Source organism: Chelativorans sp. AA-79 (assembly GCF_029457495.1).
In the GTDB taxonomy this organism is placed as follows: Bacteria; Pseudomonadota; Alphaproteobacteria; order Rhizobiales; family Rhizobiaceae; genus Chelativorans.
On sequence record NZ_CP120361.1, the window covers coordinates 2,704,252 to 2,724,254 of the forward strand.

General features: G+C 64.0%; 14 protein-coding genes. 9 read left to right on the forward strand and 5 right to left on the reverse strand.

What is annotated here, in order from left to right; all coding sequences use genetic code 11:
* The first annotated feature begins 153 nt into the window (after positions 1–153).
* From PVE73_RS13110 to PVE73_RS13125, 4 genes are all read left to right on the forward strand, one after another.
* A complete protein-coding gene (locus PVE73_RS13110; RefSeq protein ID WP_277362679.1) occupies positions 154–2,610 on the forward strand; it encodes a penicillin-binding protein 1A in 2,457 nt (818 codons plus the stop codon).
* Positions 2,611–2,747: 137 nt separating this feature from the next.
* Positions 2,748–3,876 (forward strand): peptide chain release factor 2 gene (gene prfB, locus PVE73_RS13115; RefSeq protein WP_277362680.1). Its coding sequence is split into 2 segments (ribosomal slippage): positions 2,748–2,813 and positions 2,815–3,876, totalling 1,128 coding nucleotides; the frame shifts between segments, so codons are not numbered across the junction.
* A 148-nt stretch (positions 3,877–4,024) separates the two neighbouring features.
* Positions 4,025–5,848, forward strand: a complete 1,824-nt coding sequence (gene glmS, locus PVE73_RS13120) for a glutamine--fructose-6-phosphate transaminase (isomerizing) (protein WP_277362681.1) — start codon at positions 4,025–4,027, stop codon at positions 5,846–5,848.
* A gap of 111 nt (positions 5,849–5,959) precedes the next feature.
* Positions 5,960–6,661 carry a DUF502 domain-containing protein gene (locus PVE73_RS13125; protein WP_277362682.1) on the forward strand — a complete coding sequence of 234 codons (702 nt, stop codon included), beginning with the start codon at positions 5,960–5,962 and terminating at the stop codon, positions 6,659–6,661.
* A gap of 18 nt (positions 6,662–6,679) precedes the next feature.
* On the opposite strand, the gene recG is transcribed toward PVE73_RS13125, so the two are convergent.
* The gene (gene recG / locus PVE73_RS13130) at positions 6,680–8,788 is read right to left on the reverse strand and encodes an ATP-dependent DNA helicase RecG (RefSeq protein WP_277362683.1); all 2,109 of its coding nucleotides are present in this window, start codon (positions 8,786–8,788) and stop codon (positions 6,680–6,682) included.
* A 106-nt stretch (positions 8,789–8,894) separates the two neighbouring features.
* Here recG and PVE73_RS13135 point away from each other — a divergent pair, with 106 nt between their 5' ends.
* Both PVE73_RS13135 and mfd read left to right on the forward strand, forming a co-directional pair.
* Positions 8,895–9,182 carry a succinate dehydrogenase assembly factor 2 gene (locus tag PVE73_RS13135; RefSeq protein ID WP_277362684.1) on the forward strand — a complete coding sequence of 96 codons (288 nt, stop codon included), beginning with the start codon at positions 8,895–8,897 and terminating at the stop codon, positions 9,180–9,182.
* An 11-nt stretch (positions 9,183–9,193) separates the two neighbouring features.
* The gene (gene mfd / locus PVE73_RS13140) at positions 9,194–12,700 is read left to right on the forward strand and encodes a transcription-repair coupling factor (protein WP_277362685.1); all 3,507 of its coding nucleotides are present in this window, start codon (positions 9,194–9,196) and stop codon (positions 12,698–12,700) included.
* A 166-nt stretch (positions 12,701–12,866) separates the two neighbouring features.
* Here the strand turns inward: mfd and PVE73_RS13145 are convergent, their stop codons facing one another.
* Together PVE73_RS13145 and PVE73_RS13150 are read right to left on the reverse strand one after the other, a co-directional pair.
* Positions 12,867–13,550, reverse strand: a complete 684-nt coding sequence (locus PVE73_RS13145; protein WP_277362686.1) for a DsbA family oxidoreductase — start codon at positions 13,548–13,550, stop codon at positions 12,867–12,869.
* A gap of 8 nt (positions 13,551–13,558) precedes the next feature.
* Entirely contained in the window at positions 13,559–15,301 is a 1,743-nt protein-coding gene (locus tag PVE73_RS13150; RefSeq protein ID WP_277367448.1) for an extracellular solute-binding protein, read from the reverse strand.
* Between the two features lie 367 nt (positions 15,302–15,668).
* Here PVE73_RS13150 and PVE73_RS13155 point away from each other — a divergent pair, with 367 nt between their 5' ends.
* A complete protein-coding gene (locus PVE73_RS13155) occupies positions 15,669–16,289 on the forward strand; it encodes an invasion associated locus B family protein (RefSeq protein ID WP_277362687.1) in 621 nt (206 codons plus the stop codon).
* A 72-nt stretch (positions 16,290–16,361) separates the two neighbouring features.
* Here PVE73_RS13155 and hspQ read toward each other — a convergent pair whose 3' ends face one another.
* Together hspQ and PVE73_RS13165 are read right to left on the reverse strand one after the other, a co-directional pair.
* A complete protein-coding gene (gene hspQ, locus PVE73_RS13160; RefSeq protein ID WP_277362688.1) occupies positions 16,362–16,694 on the reverse strand; it encodes a heat shock protein HspQ in 333 nt (110 codons plus the stop codon).
* A gap of 92 nt (positions 16,695–16,786) precedes the next feature.
* Positions 16,787–17,980 carry a UbiH/UbiF family hydroxylase gene (locus PVE73_RS13165; protein ID WP_277362689.1) on the reverse strand — a complete coding sequence of 398 codons (1,194 nt, stop codon included), beginning with the start codon at positions 17,978–17,980 and terminating at the stop codon, positions 16,787–16,789.
* 315 nt (positions 17,981–18,295) lie between these two features.
* Here PVE73_RS13165 and pcsA point away from each other — a divergent pair, with 315 nt between their 5' ends.
* Positions 18,296–19,024 (forward strand): phosphatidylcholine synthase, encoded by a 729-nt coding sequence (gene pcsA, locus PVE73_RS13170; protein WP_277362690.1) that lies wholly within the window; start codon positions 18,296–18,298, stop codon positions 19,022–19,024.
* A 2-nt stretch (positions 19,025–19,026) separates the two neighbouring features.
* Positions 19,027–20,001 (forward strand): quinone oxidoreductase, encoded by a 975-nt coding sequence (locus PVE73_RS13175; protein ID WP_277367449.1) that lies wholly within the window; start codon positions 19,027–19,029, stop codon positions 19,999–20,001.
* Positions 20,002–20,003 lie beyond the last annotated feature (2 nt).

Here is a 20,003-nt window from a genome sequence, read left to right on the forward strand (position 1 = left end):
TCGTACTGGATGGTGGTCTTCCCGCCGCCCAATTTTGCCCACAAGAGCGGAGCAGGTGTTGTGCCGTCGTCGTGATTTCACCTCGCTGCGCTTATGGTGCTATGATCGCAAGGCGAGGGAGTTGCCGGGATATCCCGTCATACTGGAGCAAGCATGCTACGTCTTTTAGGATATTTCTTTGGTATAGGCATTGTCTTCGCGCTTGTGGCGGCTGCGGGTGTTGCCCTCTACGTGGGTGATCTGGCGAAGGACCTGCCGGATTACGAAGTGCTGGCGAAATACGAGCCGCCGGTGATGACGCGCATCCACTCCTCCGACGGCGCGCTGATGGCGGAATTCGCTCGCGAGAGGCGCCTTTACCTGCCGATCAAGGCGATTCCCGACCGGGTGAAGGCGGCGTTCCTTTCCGCCGAGGACAAGAGCTTCTATTCGCATCCCGGCATCGACGTGGCAGGTCTTTTCAGCGCCGTCATCACCAATCTGCAAAATCTGGGAAGCGGCCGCAGGCCGGTCGGCGCCTCGACCATCACGCAGCAGGTCGCCAAGAATTTCCTGCTGACGTCGGACCAGACCATCCAGCGGAAGATCAAGGAGATGATTCTGGCCTTCCGCATCGAGCAGGCCTATTCCAAGGACCGGATCCTGGAGCTTTACCTCAACGAGATCTTCTTCGGCCTCGGTTCCTACGGCATCGCCGGCGCGGCGCTGGCCTATTACGACAAGCCGGTGTCCGACCTCACGATCGGCGAGGCGGCCTATCTGGCCTCGCTGCCCAAGGGTCCATCCAACTATCATCCTTTCCGCCATACGGAACGGGCGATCGAACGCCGCAACTGGGTCATCGACCAGATGCGCGCCAACGGCTACATCACCGCGCAGGAGGCCGACGAGGCAAAAGCCAAGGGGCTCGAGGTCAACCCACGCCCGCGCGGCAACTACCTCGCCGACGCGGACTATTTCACCGAGGCGGTGCGGCGCGAGCTCATCGGCCGCTATGGAGAGGACGCGCTCTATGACGGTGGCCTTTATGTGCGCACGACGCTCGATCCCAAGCTGCAGCACATCGCCCGCAGCGCCTTGCACAAAGGCCTGATCGGCTACGATACGCTGCGTGGCTATCGCGGACCGGTGAAGCATATCGATATTTCGGGTGATTGGGGCGAGGCGCTGGCCGAGGTGCCCGGGCTGAGCGACGTGCCCGAGTGGCGTCTGGCCGTGGTGCTCGAAGTGTCCGGCAACGACGTGAAGATCGGTCTGCAGCCGGGCCGTGAAATCTCCGGCGCGTTGTCGGAGGAACGCGAGACGGGAACCCTCAACGCCGAGGAAAGCAACTGGGCGTTCCGGCACGTGGTCGACGGCAAGCTGCTCAAGGCGCGCTCGTTCGAGGACGTGTTCGAGCCCGGTGACGTGGTCTATGTCGAGCGCAAGGGAGAGGGCGGCGACGCCTGGGCCGTCAGGCAGGTCCCGGCGGTCGGCGGTGCGCTGGTCGCCATGGACCCGCATACGGGCAGGGTGCTGGCGATGGCCGGCGGCTTCTCTTTTGCCGCTTCGGAGTTCAATCGCGCGACGCAGGCCTACCGCCAGCCCGGGTCGTCCTTCAAGCCGATCATCTACGCGGCGGCGCTGGACAACGGCTACACGCCGGCATCCGTGGTGATGGACGCGCCGCTCACCATCCATATCGGAAACGAGGTATGGGAACCGAAGAACTATGGCGGCGATTTCGCCGGTCCCTCCACCCTGCGCACCGGCATCGAGCGCTCGCGCAACCTGATGACCGTGCGGCTTGCCCAGGACATGGGCATGGATCTCGTAGCCGAATATGCGGAGCGTTTCGGTGTCTATGACGACATGCCCGAGCACATCGCCATGTCGCTCGGCTCCGGCGAGACGACGGTGATGCGCATGGTGACGGCCTATGCCATCATGGCCAATGGCGGCAAGCACATCCAGCCGTCGCTGATCGACCGCATCCAGGATCGCTACGGCAAGACGGTCTACAAGCACGACCAGCGCGAATGCGTCGGCTGTACGGCCGAGGAGTGGCACAACCAGCCGGAGGCGGAACTCGTCGACAACCGCGAGCAGGTCCTCGACCCCATGACCGCCTACCAGATCACCTCGATGATGGAGGGGGTCGTGCAGCGCGGCACGGCGACGAGCATTGCCGAACTGGGCCGCCCCATCGCCGGCAAGACCGGCACGACCAACGACGAGAAGGACGCCTGGTTCATCGGCTATACGCCGGACCTGGTGGTGGGCGTCTTCATGGGCTACGACCAACCCAAGCCCATGGGCAAGGGGTCCACGGGCAGCGGCCTTGCCGCGCCGATCTTCAAGACCTTCATGGCGGATGCGCTGAAGGATATGCGGCCCGTCGATTTCCAGATTCCAGACGGAATGCAGCTTATCGCCATCGACCGGAAAACGGGCATGCGCGCCCGGGAAGGGGCTCCGGGAACCATCATGGAGGCCTTCAAGCCCGGAACCGGGCCCGCGGACAGCTATTGGGTGATCGGCATGGAAAGCACCCAGGTGAGCACCGGGGCGAGCAATATTTCGCCCGAAGCAAACCGCGCGATCACCACCGGCGCCGGTGGGTTGTTCTAACCGATCCGAGGCCCAACAGCGGCGGCCGCTTCGAAAGATGCGGCCGCTCTTCTTTACAGGCGGGGTTTCGATCCATAAGTTCCGCCGCGACTCGGGGGCGAATGCCCGACATCCCCTTCAGAAGAGAGAAGACGTTCATGCGTGCGGAGACCGCGAACCTGATCGACGAAATCAGGCAGGCCATAAGCCTGCTGAGGAGGTATCTTTGACTGGGACGAGGCGGTAAAGCGGCTCGAATACCTCAACGCGCGCGCCGAGGACGGCGATCTTTGGAACGACCCGCAGGAAGCGCAGAAACTGATGCGCGAGCGCCAGTCGCTCGAGGAAAACATCAATGCCATCAATGGGCTGTCGCGAGCGCTTGACGACAATGTCGAGCTGATCGAACTCGGCGAGGAAGAGGGCGACGACGCGATCGTCGAGGAGGCGGAGGCTGCGATCCGCTCGCTTCGCGGCGAAATCGCCGCGCGTCAGATCGAAACGCTGCTTTCTGGCGAAGCTGACGCGAATGACACCTATATCGAAATCCATGCGGGCGCCGGCGGCACGGAAAGCCAGGACTGGGCCTCGATGCTCCTGCGCATGTACACGCGTTGGGCGGAGCGGCGCGGCATGAAGGTCGAGGTGCTCGAACTGCATGACGGCGAGGAGGCGGGCATCAAGTCTGCGACGATCCTGGTGCATGGGCACAATGCCTATGGCTGGCTCAAGACCGAATCGGGCGTCCACCGGCTGGTGCGCATCTCCCCTTTCGACAGCAATGCGCGCAGGCACACCTCCTTTGCGAGCGTGTGGGTCTATCCCGTGATCGACGATACGATCGAGATCGATATCCCCGAATCGGAGGTGCGTATCGACACGTACCGATCCTCCGGCGCGGGTGGTCAGCATGTCAACACGACGGATTCGGCGGTGCGCATCACGCATATTCCAACGGGCGTCGCCGTTGCCTGCCAGCAGGAGCGCTCGCAGCACAAGAACCGGGCCAAGGCTTGGGAGATGCTGCGCGCCAGGCTCTACGAGATGGAGCTGAAGAAGCGGGAGGAGGCGGCGAACGCCACGGAAGCCTCCAAGGGCGACATCGGCTGGGGCCACCAGATCCGCTCCTATGTGCTGCAGCCCTACCAGATGGTGAAGGACCTGCGCACGGGCGTGGAAAGCCCGAGCCCGCAGGACGTGCTCGACGGCGATCTCGACGGGTTCATGAAGGCTTCCCTGTCTCAGCGCGTCAGCGGCGCCGCAGCGGAAGTTGCCGATATCGATTGAACAACTACGCCGGAAGGTTGTGAAGCTCTGAAACCATAATTCCATTTGAGACCTGCGAGCGGTGCGGTAGTGCTGTATAGCTCGGTGCCGGCAAGTGGGATCGGCCTACGCAATAGGTTGCACTGCGTTTCCGGAGGGGAACTGGAAGATGTGTGGGATTGTGGGGATCATCGGGCGTGAGCCCGTCGCGCCGCTGATCGTCGATGCGCTGAAGCGGCTCGAATATCGCGGCTATGATTCGGCCGGCGTGGCAACGATAGACGATGGCCACCTCGTGCGGCGTCGCGCGGAAGGAAAGCTAGTCAACCTGGAAAAACGGCTCGCGGAACAGCCGCTTGACGGCCTGGTCGGCATCGGCCACACGCGCTGGGCCACCCACGGCGCGCCAAACGAGACCAATGCGCATCCTCACTTCTCGGACGATGTGGCCATCGTCCACAACGGCATCATCGAAAATTTCGCGGAGCTGCGCGACGAATTGATTGCCGACGGCTTCGTTTTCGCTTCGCAGACGGACACCGAGGTGGTGGCACATCTGGTGGCGCGCGAGCTTCGGCAGGGAAAGGCGCCGAAGGATGCTGCCTTTGCGGCGCTCAGCCAACTCAGGGGCGCGTTTGCGCTCGCCGTTCTGTTCCGCGGCGACGAGGACCTGATCGTAGGCGCCCGCAACGGTCCGCCGCTCGCCATCGGCCATGGCGATGGCGAGATGTTCCTGGGCTCCGACGCCATCGCGCTCGCGCCCTTCACCGACGCCATCACCTATTTGGAGGATGGCGACTGGGCGGTGGTGCGCCGCTCGGGCGTCGAAATCTTCGACATGAACGGCAAGCCGGTCGAACGCAGGCGTCAGCAGTCGATCGGCACCAGCTTCATGGTGGACAAGGGCAACCATCGGCATTTCATGGAGAAGGAGATCCACGAACAGCCGGAGGTGATCTCGCACACACTCGCTCACTACGTCGATTTCGTCGGCGGGGGCGTGAAGCCCTTCGAGACGCCCTTCGATTTCGCGAAGATCGACCGGCTGGCGGTCTCGGCCTGCGGCACGGCCTATCTGGCGGGCCTGATCGGAAAATACTGGCTGGAGCGCTATGCGCGGCTGCCCGTCGACATCGATATCGCGTCGGAGTTCCGCTACCGCGAGATGCCGCTGTCGAAGTCGAGTGCCGCCCTCTTCGTCTCGCAATCGGGCGAAACGGCCGACACGCTCGCATCGCTACGCTACTGCCGGCGCGAAGGCGTGCCGATCGCTTCGATCGTGAATGTGCGCGATTCGACCATGGCGCGGGAGAGCGACGGGATCTTCCCGACGCTTGCCGGTCCCGAGATCGGCGTGGCCTCCACCAAGGCCTTCACCTGCCAGCTCTCGATCTTCGCCGCGCTCGCGGTGCGGGCGGGGCTGGAACGCGGGACGCTCTCCCGGGAAGAGGCAGGCCGGCTCGTGCGCGCGCTTTCGGAGGCGCCGCGCTATGCCGCGCAGGCGTTGAAGCTGGAAGGGCGCATCGAGCAAGTCGCGCGCGAACTCGTACATGTCCGTCATGTGCTCTATCTCGGCCGCGACACGAGCTATCCGCTGGCGCTCGAAGGCGCACTCAAGCTCAAGGAACTGTCCTACATCCATGCGGAGGGATATGCGGCGGGCGAATTGAAGCACGGCCCCATCGCGCTGATCGACGAGACCATGCCGGTGGTCGTGATCGCGCCGGATGACCGCATTTTCGAGAAGACCGTGTCGAACATGCAGGAAGTAGCCGCCCGCGGCGGGCGCATCATCCTGATCACGGACGAGGAGGGCGCATCCCGCACCTCGCTCGAAAAGTTCGAGACGATCGTGATGCCCGCCATGCCGGAATTCATCGCGCCGATCGTCTATGCTCTGCCGGTGCAGATGCTCGCCTATCACACGGCGGTGGCGCTGGGGACCGATGTCGATCAGCCCAGGAACCTCGCAAAGTCCGTCACGGTGGAGTAGGGCGCAGTTGGCTTTCGCTTTGTTCTGGACGGGAGGTGGCGCCGTCACGTAAAGTTTCGGCGTGTCGTATACATTCCTCCACCATAGCAATGTTCGAGGTGCTGCCCGGTGATGACGCGCCTGCGCAACTACTTCCTGACCGGCTTCGTTGTCGCCGCGCCGCTGGCCATAACGGCTTATCTCGTCTGGGGGTTCATCGGCTGGGTGGATTCCTGGGTGAAGCCCTATATCCCTGCACGCTACAACCCGGACAATTATCTGCCTTTCGCGGTGCCGGGCTTCGGCCTGATCGTGGCGGTGGTGCTGATCACGCTGATCGGCTTCCTGACGGCGAACTTCATCGGCCGAAGCATCGTCTCCTACGGCGAGTATTTTCTCGACCGCATGCCCTTCGTGCGCAGTGTTTACAAGACGCTGAAAAACATTCTGGAGACCGTGCTGCACGAACGCTCCGACACTTTCAAGAAGGTCGGCCTGATCGAGTATCCGCGCAAGGGTCTCTGGGCGCTGGTCTTCATCGCAACCGAGGCCAGGGGCGAGGTCCGCGATCTGACGGGGAACGATGCGGATCCCGCGGTGGCCGTCTTCCTGCCCACCACGCCCAATCCCACCTCGGGCTATCTGCTCTACGTGCCGAGGAACGAGATCATGGAACTGGCGATGACCGTGGAAGACGGCGCCAAGCTCATCATCTCCGCCGGGCTGATCTCACCGGAATACCAGCAGGAAACGAAGAAGCTTGCGGACGAGGCAATGGCCGGGAAGGCACGGCGCGCGCCGGCGGGAAACGGTGAAGATTCGCTGGCGAAGTAGTGCTTCCCGGTGGCACCTTTACCCCGCCCGCAGAAGCCGCACCGCCTCGTCCTTGCCGAAGAGATAAAGAAGGACGCGGAGCGCCCGGCCGCGCTCGCCCGCAAGCTCGGGGTCGCGCGTTAGGAGAAGCCGCGCATCGTCGCGCGCTGTGGCGAGAAGCTCGGCATGGAATTCCAGCCGCGCCACCTGGAAGCCCGGCATTCCGGACTGGCGGGTGCCCAGAAGGTCGCCTTCGCCGCGCAGCCTCAGGTCTTCCTCTGCGATGACGAAACCGTCCTCGGTGTCGCGCAGGACGGCCAGACGACGCTTCGCCACCTCGCCCAAGGGCGGCTTGTAGAGGAGCACGCAGGAGGACGGTTTGTCACCGCGCCCGACACGGCCTCTGAGCTGGTGCAACTGAGCGAGGCCGAATCGCTCGGCGTGCTCGATCACGATGATGGTCGCGTCCGGCACGTCGACGCCCACCTCCACCACGGTCGTTCCGACGAGGATGCGCGTCCGGCCTTCCTTGAAGGCACGCATGGCCTCGTCCTTCTCCCGCGCGGCCATGCGGCCATGCACGAGGCCGACGGTCTCCCCGAACACGTGCTTGAGCGAGGCGAAGCGGTCCTCGGCGGAGGTCAGCTCAATGGCATCGGAGTCCTCGACGAGCGGACAGATCCAGTAGACCTTCTGGCCTTCCCCGATCGCGCTTCGCAGGCGTTCCACCAACTCGTCGAGCCGGTCCGTCGGCATGGTGACGGTGCGGATCGGCTTGCGGCCGGCGGGTTTCTCCGTCAGCCGCGAAACATCCATGTCGCCGAAGGCCGAAAGCACGAGCGTGCGCGGGATGGGGGTGGCCGTCATGACGAGCATGTCCGGTGCATCGCCCTTTGCGCTGATGGCAAGCCGCTGATGGACGCCGAAGCGGTGCTGCTCGTCGATGATCGTCAACACGAGATCGCGGAACTTGACCGATTCCTGGAAAAGCGCATGGGTGCCGATCACGAAGGCGACATCCCCGGAGGCGATGCCGTCGAGGATCGCCTGACGCTCTCGGCCCTTCTCGCGGCCCGTGAGCAGCGCGGTCTTGAGGCCGGCAGCCTGGGCAATGGGCGCGATGGTGGAAAGATGCTGCCGGGCGAGGAGTTCCGTGGGCGCCATGAGCGCGGATTGTCCGCCGGCTTCTGCCGCCCGTGCCATGGCCAGCAGCGCCACGACCGTCTTGCCCGCGCCTACATCGCCCTGAAGGAGCCGCAACATGCGCTCTTCCTTTGCAAGGTCGCCGAAGATATCTGCAACCGCGCGCTGCTGGGATGGCGTGAGCGAATAGGGCAGCGCCTGCTTGATCCGTGCGGCGAGGGCACCGTCGCCCCGGAGCGGGCGGCCGGCGAGCTTGCGCGTGCGGGCGCGGACAAGAGCGAGCGAAAGCTGGCTTGCGAGCAGTTCGTCATAGGCAAGCCGCTGCCATGCGGTGTTCTCGGGTGAGATATCCTCCACGCTCCTGGGATCGTGAAGGCGTTGGAGCGCTGCGCGGAAGGAGGGAAATCCCAGCCGGGCTTGCAGCCCCTCGTCCTGCCATTCCGGCATGTCCGGTACGCGCGCGACGGCCTGCGCGATGGCGCGGCGCAGCACCTTGGGCGAAAGGCCGGCGGTGAGCGGGTAGACAGGCTCCAGCGGCGGCACGGTGTCGGCTTCCGCGATCGGCACGATATAGTCCGGGTGAACCATCGAAGCGCGGCCGTTGAACCATTCCATGCGGCCCGAGGCCAAAACCTCGCCGCCGACGGGGAGCTGCTTTTCGAGATAGGCCTGGTGGGCGTGGAAGAAGGTCAGAGCGATCTGCCCCGTCTCGTCGAAGGCGAAGACGCGGTAAGGTACGTTCTTCTTGCCGCGAGGCGGCGGCTGGTGGCGGTCCACCGTCAGTCTCAACGTCACGATTGCGCCCTGCGGTGCATTGGCGATGTCCGGTCGGTTGGTGCGGTCGATCAGCGAGTGGGGCAGCACGAACAGGAGATCGCCCACCCGCAGGGGGCGATTCGTTAGGTCCGCCGGCACGACATTGGCGATCAGCCCGGCCGTGCGGTCGCCTATGCCTTCAAGCACGGTTGCCGGAGCAAAGAGCGGGTCGAGAAGCGAAGGGCGCATGGACAGAACCTAATGGCAGCAGGGCGATGAGGAAATGCTTTGGAGAGGCTGACTTTCCACAGGCGAGACGCTATATGCCCCTTCTCACCGCGAAAGGCATGGCTCAATGACTGGAACAACGCGTTCAAGCGCCGATCTCGACCCGCGCAGGCGTCGCGCTCTCGTGCGCGCGTGGCGGCGCGGCATGCGCGAGATGGACCTAGTGCTCGGCGGCTTCGCGGATTCGCACATAGGGGCGCTGTCGGACGAGGAACTGAACCAATTCGAGGCGCTGCTGGAAGTGCCTGATACGATGCTTCTGCAATGGGTCACCGGCGAGCGGCCCGTAGCGGAGCCCTATGATACCACGCTTTTCAAACGCATTTGCGCCGCCGGTGGCGCGCCGAGCATCTGACAGATACCGAAATGACCGAACTGATCGATCCTATCGGCCTTGCGTGCCGGAATGGTCCGGCAATCGTGGACGGCGTTGCCGACGGCTACGAGCCCTTCGCTCTCGCCCAGATATCCAACGAGATCGCGCCGGATGAGCCGCTGGTTTTCGTCGTGCGCGACGGCCAGCGCCTGCCGCTGATTGCTGAAGCCTTGCAGTTCGCCGATCCGAGCCTCCCGGTGATGACGCTGCCGGCATGGGACTGCCTGCCGTATGATCGCGTTTCGCCGGGGGCGGATGCCGCCGCCCGCCGACTCGACGCGCTTTCGGCCATGGCAGCGCTCAAACGCCATCCGCACCGCGCGATCGTGCTGGTCAGCGCCAACGCGTTGCTCCAGCGCATGCCGCCCGCCGATCATATCGAGGCGCAGGGCTTTCGCGCCAAGCCGGGCAATCAGGTCGATATGGAGGCGCTGGTCGCGCGGCTGGAGACGGCGGGTTTCGAGCGCGTCCCTTCCGTGCGCGATATGGGGCAATATGCGGTACGCGGCGGCATCCTCGATCTCTTCGCGCCCGGCTGGGAGGAGGCGCTGCGTCTCGATTTCTTCGGCGACACGCTCGATTCTATCCGTGCCTTCGACGTGGCGACCCAGCGCACCACCGGTCAGCGCACCGAGGTGGCGCTGCAGGCCATGAGCGAGGTGACGTTGACGCCGGATACGGTGAGCCGCTTCCGCCGTCATTACATCGAGACCTTCGGTGCGCCCTCACGCGAGGACGCGCTTTACGCCGCGATCTCGGAGGGGCGGCGTTTCTCCGGCATGGAGCACTGGCTGCCGCTCTTTTATGACAGCCTCGAGACCGTCTTCGATTACCTGCCCGACGCGCCGCTCGTCTTCGACCACCTGGCGCAGGAAGCGATCACCGAGCGCCATTCGCTGATCGTCGACCATTATGAAGCGCGCACGCGACAGCTTTCGGAAGGAGCGGGGCTCGGCGATTCAGTACCCTACAAGCCGGTCGAGCCGCAGAGCCTCTATCTCGATCCGCAGGAGGTTTCCGCGGCAGCGGAAACGCGCGTCTTCATCCGGCTCACGCCATTCGCCACGCCGGATGCCGCGGGCGCCAAGGTGTTCCACGCCGGGGCCTCGGCCGGGCGTGGCTTTGCGGAAGAGCGCGCCGACCCCAATGCAAATGTGTTCGACCACGCGGTCAAGCATCTCGGCGAGAAAAGGGCGCGCGGAAAGCACGTGCTGGTCGCCGGCTGGAGCGAGGGCTCTACCGAGCGGCTCGGCCAGATCCTCGCCGAGCACGGGCTCGGCGGCGTGGCGCGCGTGGAAAGCTTGGGCGAGCTTGCGAAGCTGCCGAAAGGGCAGGCCGGTCTCGGCATTCTGCCACTGGAAGCGGGGTTCGAAACGGACCGGCTCGTTATCCTTGCCGAGCAGGATGTCCTGGGCGACCGGCTCGTGCGCCGCTCCAAGCGGCGCAAACGGGCGGCTGACTTCATTTCAGAAGCGAGCGCGCTTTCGGCGGGCGATATCGTCGTTCATGCCGACCACGGCATTGGTCGCTTTATCGGCCTCAAGACCATCGAGGCGGCCGGCGCTCCGCACGAGTGTCTCGAAATCCACTATGCCGGCGACGACCGGCTGTTCCTGCCGGTTGAAAACATCGAACTCCTGTCACGCTACGGCTCCGATTCGGCGGAAGCCACGCTCGACAGGCTTGGCGGCGGGGCCTGGCAGTCGCGCAAGGCGAGGCTGAAGAAACGCCTGCTCGAGATGGCGGGCCAGTTGATCAGGCTCGCTGCCGAGCGGCAGATGCGCCCGGCGACGAAGATCATGCCGCCCGAAGGGGTCTACGGCGAGTTTGCCGCGCGCTTTCCCTATGACGAGACGGACGACCAGCAGACGGCCATCGATGCCGTCTTGGAGGATCTGAGCGCCGGTCGGCCGATGGACCGGCTCGTCTGCGGCGATGTCGGTTTCGGCAAGACGGAGGTGGCGCTGAGGGCCGCCTTCGTGGCGGCCATGGAGGGCTTCCAGGTGGCGGTAGTGGTGCCGACCACGCTGCTCGCCCGCCAGCACTTCAAGACCTTCCGTGAGCGCTTCACCGGCCTGCCGGTCAGGGTGCGGCAGGCCTCGCGTCTGGTCGCGGCCAAGGAACTGGCGGAAACGAAGAAGGGGCTCGCCGAGGGGACGGTCGACATCGTGGTGGGCACGCACGCGCTGCTGGGCTCCTCCATAAGTTTCAAGAATCTGGGCCTGCTCATCATCGACGAGGAGCAGCATTTCGGCGTGAAGCACAAGGAGCGATTGAAAGAACTGAAGGCGGATGTTCACGTTCTGACGCTCTCGGCCACGCCCATCCCGCGCACGCTGCAACTTGCGCTCACGGGCGTGCGGGAGCTTTCGCTGATTGCCACGCCGCCCGTGGACCGCATGGCGGTGCGCACCTTCATTTCGCCCTTCGACCCGCTGGTCGTCCGCGAGACGCTCTTGCGCGAGCGCTATCGCGGCGGGCAAAGCTTCTATGTCGTGCCACGCATCTCGGACCTGGCCGAGGTTCAGGAGTTCCTGCACGAGCAGGTGCCGGAACTCAAGGTGGCGACGGCGCATGGCCAGATTGCCGCCGGTGAGCTCGACGACATCATGAACGCCTTCTACGACGGCAAATATGATGTGCTGCTTTCCACGACCATCGTGGAGTCGGGTCTCGACATTCCTACGGCCAACACGCTGATCGTGCACCGGGCCGACATGTTCGGCCTGGCACAGCTCTATCAGCTGCGCGGCCGTGTCGGACGCTCGAAGGTACGCGCCTATGCGCTCTTCACGCTGCCGGCGAACCGCACGCTCACGCCCACTGCGGAGCGGCGTCTCAAGGTGCTGCAGTCGCTCGATTCGCTGGGCGCCGGCTTCCAACTCGCAAGCCACGATCTCGATATCCGCGGAGCAGGTAACCTTTTGGGTGAGGAGCAGTCCGGCCATATCAAGGAAGTGGGCTACGAACTTTACCAGCAGATGCTGGAGGAGGCGGTGGCGGAGCTGCGCGGAACCGGCGAAGCAGTAGACACCGGCTGGTCGCCGCAGATCACGGTCGGCACGGCGGTCATGATCCCCGAGCACTATGTGCCCGACCTGCAGCTTCGACTGGGCCTCTATCGCAGGCTGGGCGAAATCGAGACGCCGGAGGAGATCGACGGCTTCGGCGCCGAGCTCATCGATCGCTTCGGGCCGATGCCGGAGGAGGTGCAGCATCTCCTCAAGATCGTCTATATCAAGTCGCTCTGCCGGCGCGCCAATGTGGAGAAGCTCGATGCCGGGCCAAAGGGCGTGGTGCTTCATTTCCGCAACAAGGAGTTCCCGGAGCCGGCGGGGCTGGTGCGCTTTATCGGAGAGCAGGGGCAGCTCGCCAAAATCCGGCCGGACCAGAGCGTGGTCTTCATCCGCGATTGGCCGACGCCGGAGAAGCGGCTTGCGGGAGCTGCCATCGTGATGACGCAGCTTGTGCGGCTAGTGGAGAAGCAGGCCGCCTAGATCATTTCAGCGTTTCATAGAAACGCTGAAATGATCTAAGTGACGGCCGATACCATTGAGATGTTTCTTGTGAACGCGCACCATATCGCGAGCATCAGGTAGCCGCGCCTTCGCAACGCGCAACGGCACCGTGTCCACCCGATCGCCCTCAGCCGCAACCGACAATCTACCCCTGCTCTTTGTCCAACTCGCCTTTCTCCTTCGCCTCGCTCACTTTGGCGATGGCGTCGGCCAGCGCTTCCGGCGGCTGGGCGCCCATGAGCGCGTAGCGGCCTTCGAGCAGGAAGCAGGGGACGCCGGTGACGCCCATGCGCCGCGCGGTTTCGATCTCCGTCGCGACCTCGTCCCCGTCTGCAGGGGAGGGAAGCAGCGTCTCGACCAGGGACGCATCCATTCCCGCATCCCGCGCGGCGTCGATCAGCACGGCGTGATCGCCGATGTTCCGCCCCTCCTCGAAATAAAGACGGAAGAGGCGCTCCACGAGGATGTTTTGCACGGTTTGGCCCGCCGTTGCCGCCCAGCGGATCACGCGATGCGCATCGAGCGTGTTGGGGGCAACCTTGATGGCCTCGAAATCGTAGGAAATGCCGACGGCTGCCCCCATCTCGCGCAGGCGGTCGTGCGCGGCCTCGAGGCGCTCCAGACTGCCGAATTTCTTCAGCATGTAATCCTGTCGGTCGAGGCCCCCGCGCGGGATCGCCGGATCGAGCTGGTAGGGACGCCAGCGGACCGTCACGTCGATGTCATCGACGTTCGCCATGGCCGCCTGCAGATTGCGCATGCCCAGAAAGCACCATGGGCACACGACGTCGGAGACGACGTCGACGCTGAGATTCGCCTTTTCCGTCATGAAGAATCCTATTGCGGTTTTAGCCACCAGGCGGAGAGGTCGTAGCCGTTGAGCGGCGAGACTTCCGGATGCTGCAAATGGTTCCAGTAGGCGATCCAGACCTTGGTGTTGTGCTGCGTGGGGATCACATAGGCGCCGGAGATGAGAAGCCGGTCGAGCGCGCGGACGGCAGCCACATAGGCCTCTTTGTCGCGCGCGTTGAGCATGGTGTCGATCATGGCGTCAACGGCGGGATCGGCCACGCCGGCGAGGTTGAAGGAGCCCTCCGCCTTCGCTGCTTCCGAACCCCAGCGATAGATCTGCTCGATTCCCGGCGACAGCGTGCCGGAAAAGCCAACCGAGGAGATCAGCATGTCGAAGTCATAGGTCTGCTTACGCTGCTGGATCTGCGCATCGTCCAGCATGCGCAGCGATACCTGGATGCCGAGGCGGGCAAGCGTTCTCTGGAAGACGGCTGCAAGGCGCTCCTGCTCGGCGGAGACGATGAGGATCTCGAAGGTGAAGGGATTGCCTTGCGGGTCCTTGAGCACGCGTCCATCGATCTCGTAGCCCGCTTCCTTCAGCAGGTTCAGCGCTTCGTGCATCGTGTCGCGGTCAATCTCCTCGGTTCCGTCCGCTTTCGCGCCGTAGGTGCCGTTCATGACCTCCGGCTGCACCTTGTCCTGATAGGGCGCGAGGAGCGCCTTCTCCTCTTCGGTCGCCGGCGAACCGAGGGCCGAAAGCTCCGAGCCCTGCCAGTAGCTCAGCGTGCGGTGATACTGGCCGTTGTAGACATTCTTGTTCACCCAGCCGAAGTCGTAGAGCATGGAAAGCGCGCGGCGCACGCGCGGGTCAGCGAACTTCTCACGCCGCGTGTTGAAGAAGAAGCCGCTGACCGCCGGCGGGATTTTCACATCGAAGGATTCGACGATCACGTCGCCGCTCTCGGCGGCGGGGAAGTTGAAATCCCGGGCGATGCTGTTCGGGTCGAGGCCGGTGTAGTCCGAGCCCGCATAAACGGAGCAGAGTCCTTTCTTGAAAGCCTCGAACTGCGCGTTTCCATTGAGAAAATACTCGATCGTGATTTGATCGTAGTTCTGGAAGCCCCGCATGGAGGGTATGTCCGCACCCCAGTAGCTGGGGTTGCGCTTGAAGACGATCCGCTGCCCCGGCGCGACCTGGTCGATGACATAGGGGCCGCTGCCGATGACGGGCTTCAGGGTGGTCTGGTCGAAGGTCTCCTGATCGAACGCGTGGGCGGGAATGACGGGCGTCAGCGCCACCACCAACGGGAATTCCCGGTCCGACTGCTCGTTGAAGGTGAAGCGGACGCTGTGCGCGCCGGTCTTCTCGATCTTCTCGATCCTGGCCATGCGGCTCGAATAGGGCGGGCGGCCCTTCTGCGCGAATGTCTCGTAGGTGAAGATGACGTCCTCGGGCGTCACCGGCTCGCCGTCCGACCACTTCGCGTTCGGGTTGAGGTGGAACTCCGCAAAGGTCCGGTCCTCGTCCATCTCGACCGATTCGGCGAGCAGCCCGTAGAGCGAGAAGGGCTCGGAGCCGTTGCGGCGCATCAGGGGCTCGAAGACGAAATTGCCGAAGATGGTGTCGACCACGCCGCGCGCGGTGGTGCGCATGCTCTTCAGGATGAACGGGTTGAGATTGTCGAAATTGCCCACCACGCAATAGGTGATCTCGCCGCCCTTGGGCGCTTCCGGATTGGCATAGGGGAAATGCGTGAAATCGGCAGGAAGCGCCGGCTCGCCGTTCATGGCGATTCCGTAGACCGGGCCGTCCTGCGCCTGCGCGGACGTCACAAGGATGACGGCCGCGGCCACGGCTGGAATAAGGGAATGGCTGAAATGCATTAAAATCCTCGCGCGTTCAATGCTGACTCGCTTGGCGCGCATCCTTGCGCGGCCGGTATCGCTTGTCCATCGCCACCGGGGCACTCCGTCACATCGCACGCCGAGATGGCGGCATTATGGGATGAGATTGTGGAGAAGTGGGATTTTGGCCACTGGATTCGCGCGAGAAGGCGTTGTAACACGCGCGCAAGCCTTGCTGTCGCCGCATTCGGCCAACAGTAGGAGCCCAAGGGCAGCTGCCCTGGGCTTGGATTCGAGAGGAATGGGAAGAATGATGAGCCTCAGAGCGAAAGCATACGGCTTGGCCGCGATGGTCGGCGTGCTGGTTGGTGCCGGCTATGCCAATACGGCGCTTGCGCAGCAGCAGGAGCCGCCGCAGGGCTGGTTCAAGGCCTGTACCAAGCAGGAAGACATCGACGTCTGCAACGTGCAGTTCCTGCTGCGCGCCGACAGCGGTCAGCTTCTGACCAGCATCAACCTGATCGAGGTCAAGGGCAAGGTGAACCGCCGGGTGTTGCAGATCGCTGTTCCGACCGGCCGCCTTATCCCGCCGGGCGTGGGACTGCAGATCGACGGCGGCTCGACCCAGAAGATCGATTACGCCATCTGCGTGCCGGACCGCTGCGTGGCCGAGGCCCAGCTCACGGACCAGATCGTGGCATCGTTCAAGAAGGGCTCGGAACTGACGCTCACCTCGGTCAATTTCCAGAACCAGCCGAACCCGATGAAGGTGACGCTGCAGGGCTTCACCAATGCGTTCGACGGTGAGCCGCTGCAGCAGGCGGATTTGGACGAGCGCCAGAAGAAGCTCGAGGAGTTCGTCAGCAAGAACAACCAGGAATTTGCCGAGAAGCTGAAGCAGGCGCAGGAACAGGCCAAGCAGGCTCAGTGACCTGGCAGGTGCCGCCAAACGAGAACAGGGCCCGTTCGGGCCCTGTTCTCGTTTGGCCCTTGGGGTATCGGATCAGTGATTGTGGCGCAGCCGCGGCGTGTATTTGCCGTCGGACGTCTGGATGAAAAGTTCCGAAAGCTGCGGATGGCGCACTGGCTCGCCGGACTCGTCTTCGAGCAGGTTCTGTTCGGAGACGTAGGCCACGTATTCCGTCTCCTCGTTTTCGGCGAGGAGATGGTAGAAGGGCTGGTCCTTCGACGGCCGAACTTCGGCGGGAATGGCCTGATACCACTCCTCGCTGTTGTTGAATTCCGGATCGATGTCGAAGATGACCCCCCGGAAGGGAAAAAGCCGATGGCGGACCACCTGGCCTATCGAGAATTTTGCCGTTTTAATTTTCTGCATTGCACAAAGCCTTTCCCCTTATTTGGCGTAGCTTTGGCCGCAATTCAATCCCGACCTGTGGAGAGGCGTCTCCTCCTTCTGGCCGGGCAAGATCAGGCACCGCGCAGAATGCTCGGCAGAATGGCTGCGAAACCGCTACCCGGGCGCATTCCCTCGCGCATGAAGAAACCCCGCAGGCCGGAGGCGCTGCCGAGCAGGCTCAGGCCCGCGCTCCTCAATAGCTGGGCCGGGAGCAGGTCCGAAAGAAGCGAGGCGTTGACCAGATTGACGGCGCCGGACCGCGCCAGGATATCCGGGCGACGGCGCGCATCATAGCGCAGGAGGGCCGCCGTCGAGCCCGGGTCTGCCATATGCGTGCGCACCACCTCCGCAAGGTCCATCACGTCGCGCAGCCCGAGATTGAGCCCTTGCGCCGTGATCGGCGGAAAGACATGGGCGGCCTCGCCGACAAGCGCGATGCGCCGCGCGGCAAAGCGCATCGGCAGAGCCGAGACGAGCGGGAAGACCTGGCGGCCGGGCTCCACCGTCACCTTGCCCAGAAAGGACTGTTGACGCTCTTCCAGGCGTTCCGACAGCGCGGCGTCGTCGAGCGCCATCAGTTCCTCCGCCTGCCACGGGCGCATCACCCAGACCAGGCTCGAGCGGAGGCCGTCCGGCAGCGGCACCTGGGTGCAAGGGCCGTGCTCCGTGTGGAACTCGGTCGAGGCGAAGCCGTGATGCCTGGCATGGGCGAAGTTGAGCACCAGCGCGCTCTGGTGCAGATCGCGGCGCCGGATCGTGATGCCGGCGGCGCCCCTGGCGGGAGAATTGCGTCCGTCGGCGGCGACGGCCAGAGCGGCGCGGATGATCGTTCCGTCGGCAAGTTCCGCTTCGACGTGGTTGGCGGCGGGGCGCCATGCATGCACGATCTGCTCTTGCCAGGTGATGTTTCCGTTTTCACGAACCTTTTCGGCAAGCGCGGCATTCAATTCGGCATTTGGAATGTTGAGGCCGAACGATTCCTCACCGATTTCCGCCGCCCGGAAGGTGACCGCCGGACTACGGATGAGCCGGTTCGTCGCGTCAATGATGCGCATGGCGGCAAGGGGTGCCGCAACCTCCTTGAGGGTCTCGCCGAGGCCGAACCCATCCAGGAATGCGACGGCGGGCCGCATCAGCGCGCTCGTGCGCCGGTCCGTGGAGGAGGGCGGCGGGCCCGCGAGCACCACATCGCGGCCAAGCTCGGCCAGTGCCATGGCGGCAGTCAGGCCGGCGGGCCCGGTGCCCGCGACGAGTATCGTGTCCATTTTCACTTCCTGCACCTGGCTTGGCCTCATGCGCGTTCGATAGCACAGGAGATATAGCAGGCGATTGAGGCCGATCAACGCAGGGGACCGCAGTGGCCGCAAGGAGGGCATGAACGGATCGGGCCAGCGCGCTGTTTTCCACATGCTTTGCCGGTTTATGCTGCGCGCCGTCTCGGGAGCGTGTAAGGGAAGAGCATACCGGCGCCGGAGGAAAGGAATGGCAGCGACCAGGCGGGCTAGATGCGGGCGAGGGGCCGGGTGGCCGAACACAGCCGCTTCTGTTTTTACGCGTATTCCGGTGCGAGGCCTGGTGTGATGGCGCCGATGAGGAAGAAAAAGGTCACCGCGCCGCAAGCCAAGGCCTTTTCGGTCCATCTTCTCACCGCGTCGGGATCGTTCCTCGCCTTCCTGTCGCTGGTTGCGGCAAGCGAGGAACGATGGACGGCGATGTTCTGGTGGCTGGGGCTGGCGCTCCTCGTCGACGGGATCGACGGGCCGATCGCGCGCAAGCTGCAGGTCAAGGACGTACTGCCGACATGGTCCGGCGACATGCTGGACAACATCATCGACTACGTGACCTATGTGCTGATCCCCGCCTTCGCGCTTTACCAGAGCGGCTTCATGGGGGAGGGATTTTCCTTTCTGTCGGCAGCGATCATCGTGGTCTCGAGCGCGATCTATTATGCCGATACGGGGATGAAGACGGAGGAGAACTTCTTCAAGGGTTTTCCCGTCGTGTGGAACATGGTCGTCTTCACCCTCTTCGTCATCGAGCCGGGCGAATATGTCTCCCTCGGCGTGGTCGTGATCTCGGCTTTCCTGACCTTCATGCCCCTCCACTTTCTCCATCCCGTCCGCGTGAAGCGGCTGCGGCCTTTGAATCTTGGCGTTTTCTTGGCCTGGTGCTTCTTCGGCGCCGTAGCCTTGCTGCAGGAGATGCAAGCGCAGACCTGGGTCAGGGCGGGAATTGGGGTGACCGGCCTCTATCTCTACTGTATCGGCGCCGTGATGCAGGCGATGCCGCTTGGAAGGAAGGGAGTTTGACCGTGGCCAAAGCGATCCGTTTGCATGAGACCGGCGGGCCCGAGGTTCTGCGGCTCGAGAATATCGACCCTGGGAAGCCTCGGCCCGGCCAGGTCCTCGTCGCGCAGAAGGCCATCGGCCTCAACTTCATCGACATTTACCACCGAACGGGCCTTTACCCCGTCGAGAAACCCTTTACGCCGGGCAGCGAGGCGGCCGGCGTGGTGCTGGAAACAGGCGAGGGCGTGGAGGAGTTCAAGCCCGGCGACCGCGTCGCCTATTGTGTCGCCGGTGGCGGGGCCTATGCCGAACAGCGGCTGATTGCGGCCGACCGGCTGGTGCGGGTACCCGATGCCGTTTCGGACGAGCAGGCCGGCAGCATGATGCTGAAGGGGCTGACCGCCTGGTATCTTCTGCGCCGCACTTTTCCCGTAAAGGCCGGCGACACCGTCCTTTACCATGCTGCCGCCGGCGGCGTGGGCCTGATCCTCGGACAATGGGCCAAGCATCTCGGCGCGACGGTGATCGGCACCGCCGGCTCGCTGGAGAAGGTGGAACTTGCCCGCGCACATGGCTTCGACCATGTGATCGACTACACGAAGGACGATTTCGTAGCCGCCGTGAGAGAACTGACCAAGGGCCGCATGTGCGACGTGGTCTACGATTCCGTCGGCAAGGACACGTTCCCGGGCTCGCTCGATTGCCTGAGGCCGCTAGGCATGTTTGTGAGCTTCGGCCAATCTTCCGGCGTGGTGCCGCCCTTCAGCATCAATCTCCTGGCGCAGAAGGGCTCGCTCTTCGCCACGCGGCCGACAGTCTTTACCTACATTGCCGCGCGGAAGGACTTGGAGGAGGGCGCCCGCGAGCTTTTCTCCGTGGTCGGGTCCGGTGCGGTGAAGGTGCTGGTCAACCAGCACTATCCGCTCGCCGATGCAGGCAGGGCGCAGGAGGAACTGGAGGCGCGCAGGACCACCGGCACCACCGTGCTTGTTCCTTGATA

What these genes read in the sequence shown, in the direction of transcription:
- mfd (WP_277362685.1), top strand. Translation starts at nt 9,194, where the DNA reads ATGACCGAACTGATCGATCCTATCGGCCTTGCGTGCCGGAATGGTCCG.
- PVE73_RS13150 (WP_277367448.1), bottom strand. Translation starts at nt 15,301, where the DNA reads ATGAACGGCGAGCCGGCGCTTCCTGCCGATTTCACGCATTTCCCCTAT.
- PVE73_RS13135 (WP_277362684.1), top strand. Translation starts at nt 8,895, where the DNA reads ATGACTGGAACAACGCGTTCAAGCGCCGATCTCGACCCGCGCAGGCGT.
- recG (WP_277362683.1), bottom strand. Translation starts at nt 8,788, where the DNA reads ATGCGCCCTTCGCTTCTCGACCCGCTCTTTGCTCCGGCAACCGTGCTT.
- PVE73_RS13155 (WP_277362687.1), top strand. Translation starts at nt 15,669, where the DNA reads ATGATGAGCCTCAGAGCGAAAGCATACGGCTTGGCCGCGATGGTCGGC.
- glmS (WP_277362681.1), top strand. Translation starts at nt 4,025, where the DNA reads ATGTGTGGGATTGTGGGGATCATCGGGCGTGAGCCCGTCGCGCCGCTG.
- hspQ (WP_277362688.1), bottom strand. Translation starts at nt 16,694, where the DNA reads ATGCAGAAAATTAAAACGGCAAAATTCTCGATAGGCCAGGTGGTCCGC.
- pcsA (WP_277362690.1), top strand. Translation starts at nt 18,296, where the DNA reads ATGGCGCCGATGAGGAAGAAAAAGGTCACCGCGCCGCAAGCCAAGGCC.
- PVE73_RS13110 (WP_277362679.1), top strand. Translation starts at nt 154, where the DNA reads ATGCTACGTCTTTTAGGATATTTCTTTGGTATAGGCATTGTCTTCGCG.
- PVE73_RS13125 (WP_277362682.1), top strand. Translation starts at nt 5,960, where the DNA reads ATGACGCGCCTGCGCAACTACTTCCTGACCGGCTTCGTTGTCGCCGCG.
- PVE73_RS13165 (WP_277362689.1), bottom strand. Translation starts at nt 17,980, where the DNA reads ATGGACACGATACTCGTCGCGGGCACCGGGCCCGCCGGCCTGACTGCC.
- PVE73_RS13145 (WP_277362686.1), bottom strand. Translation starts at nt 13,550, where the DNA reads ATGACGGAAAAGGCGAATCTCAGCGTCGACGTCGTCTCCGACGTCGTG.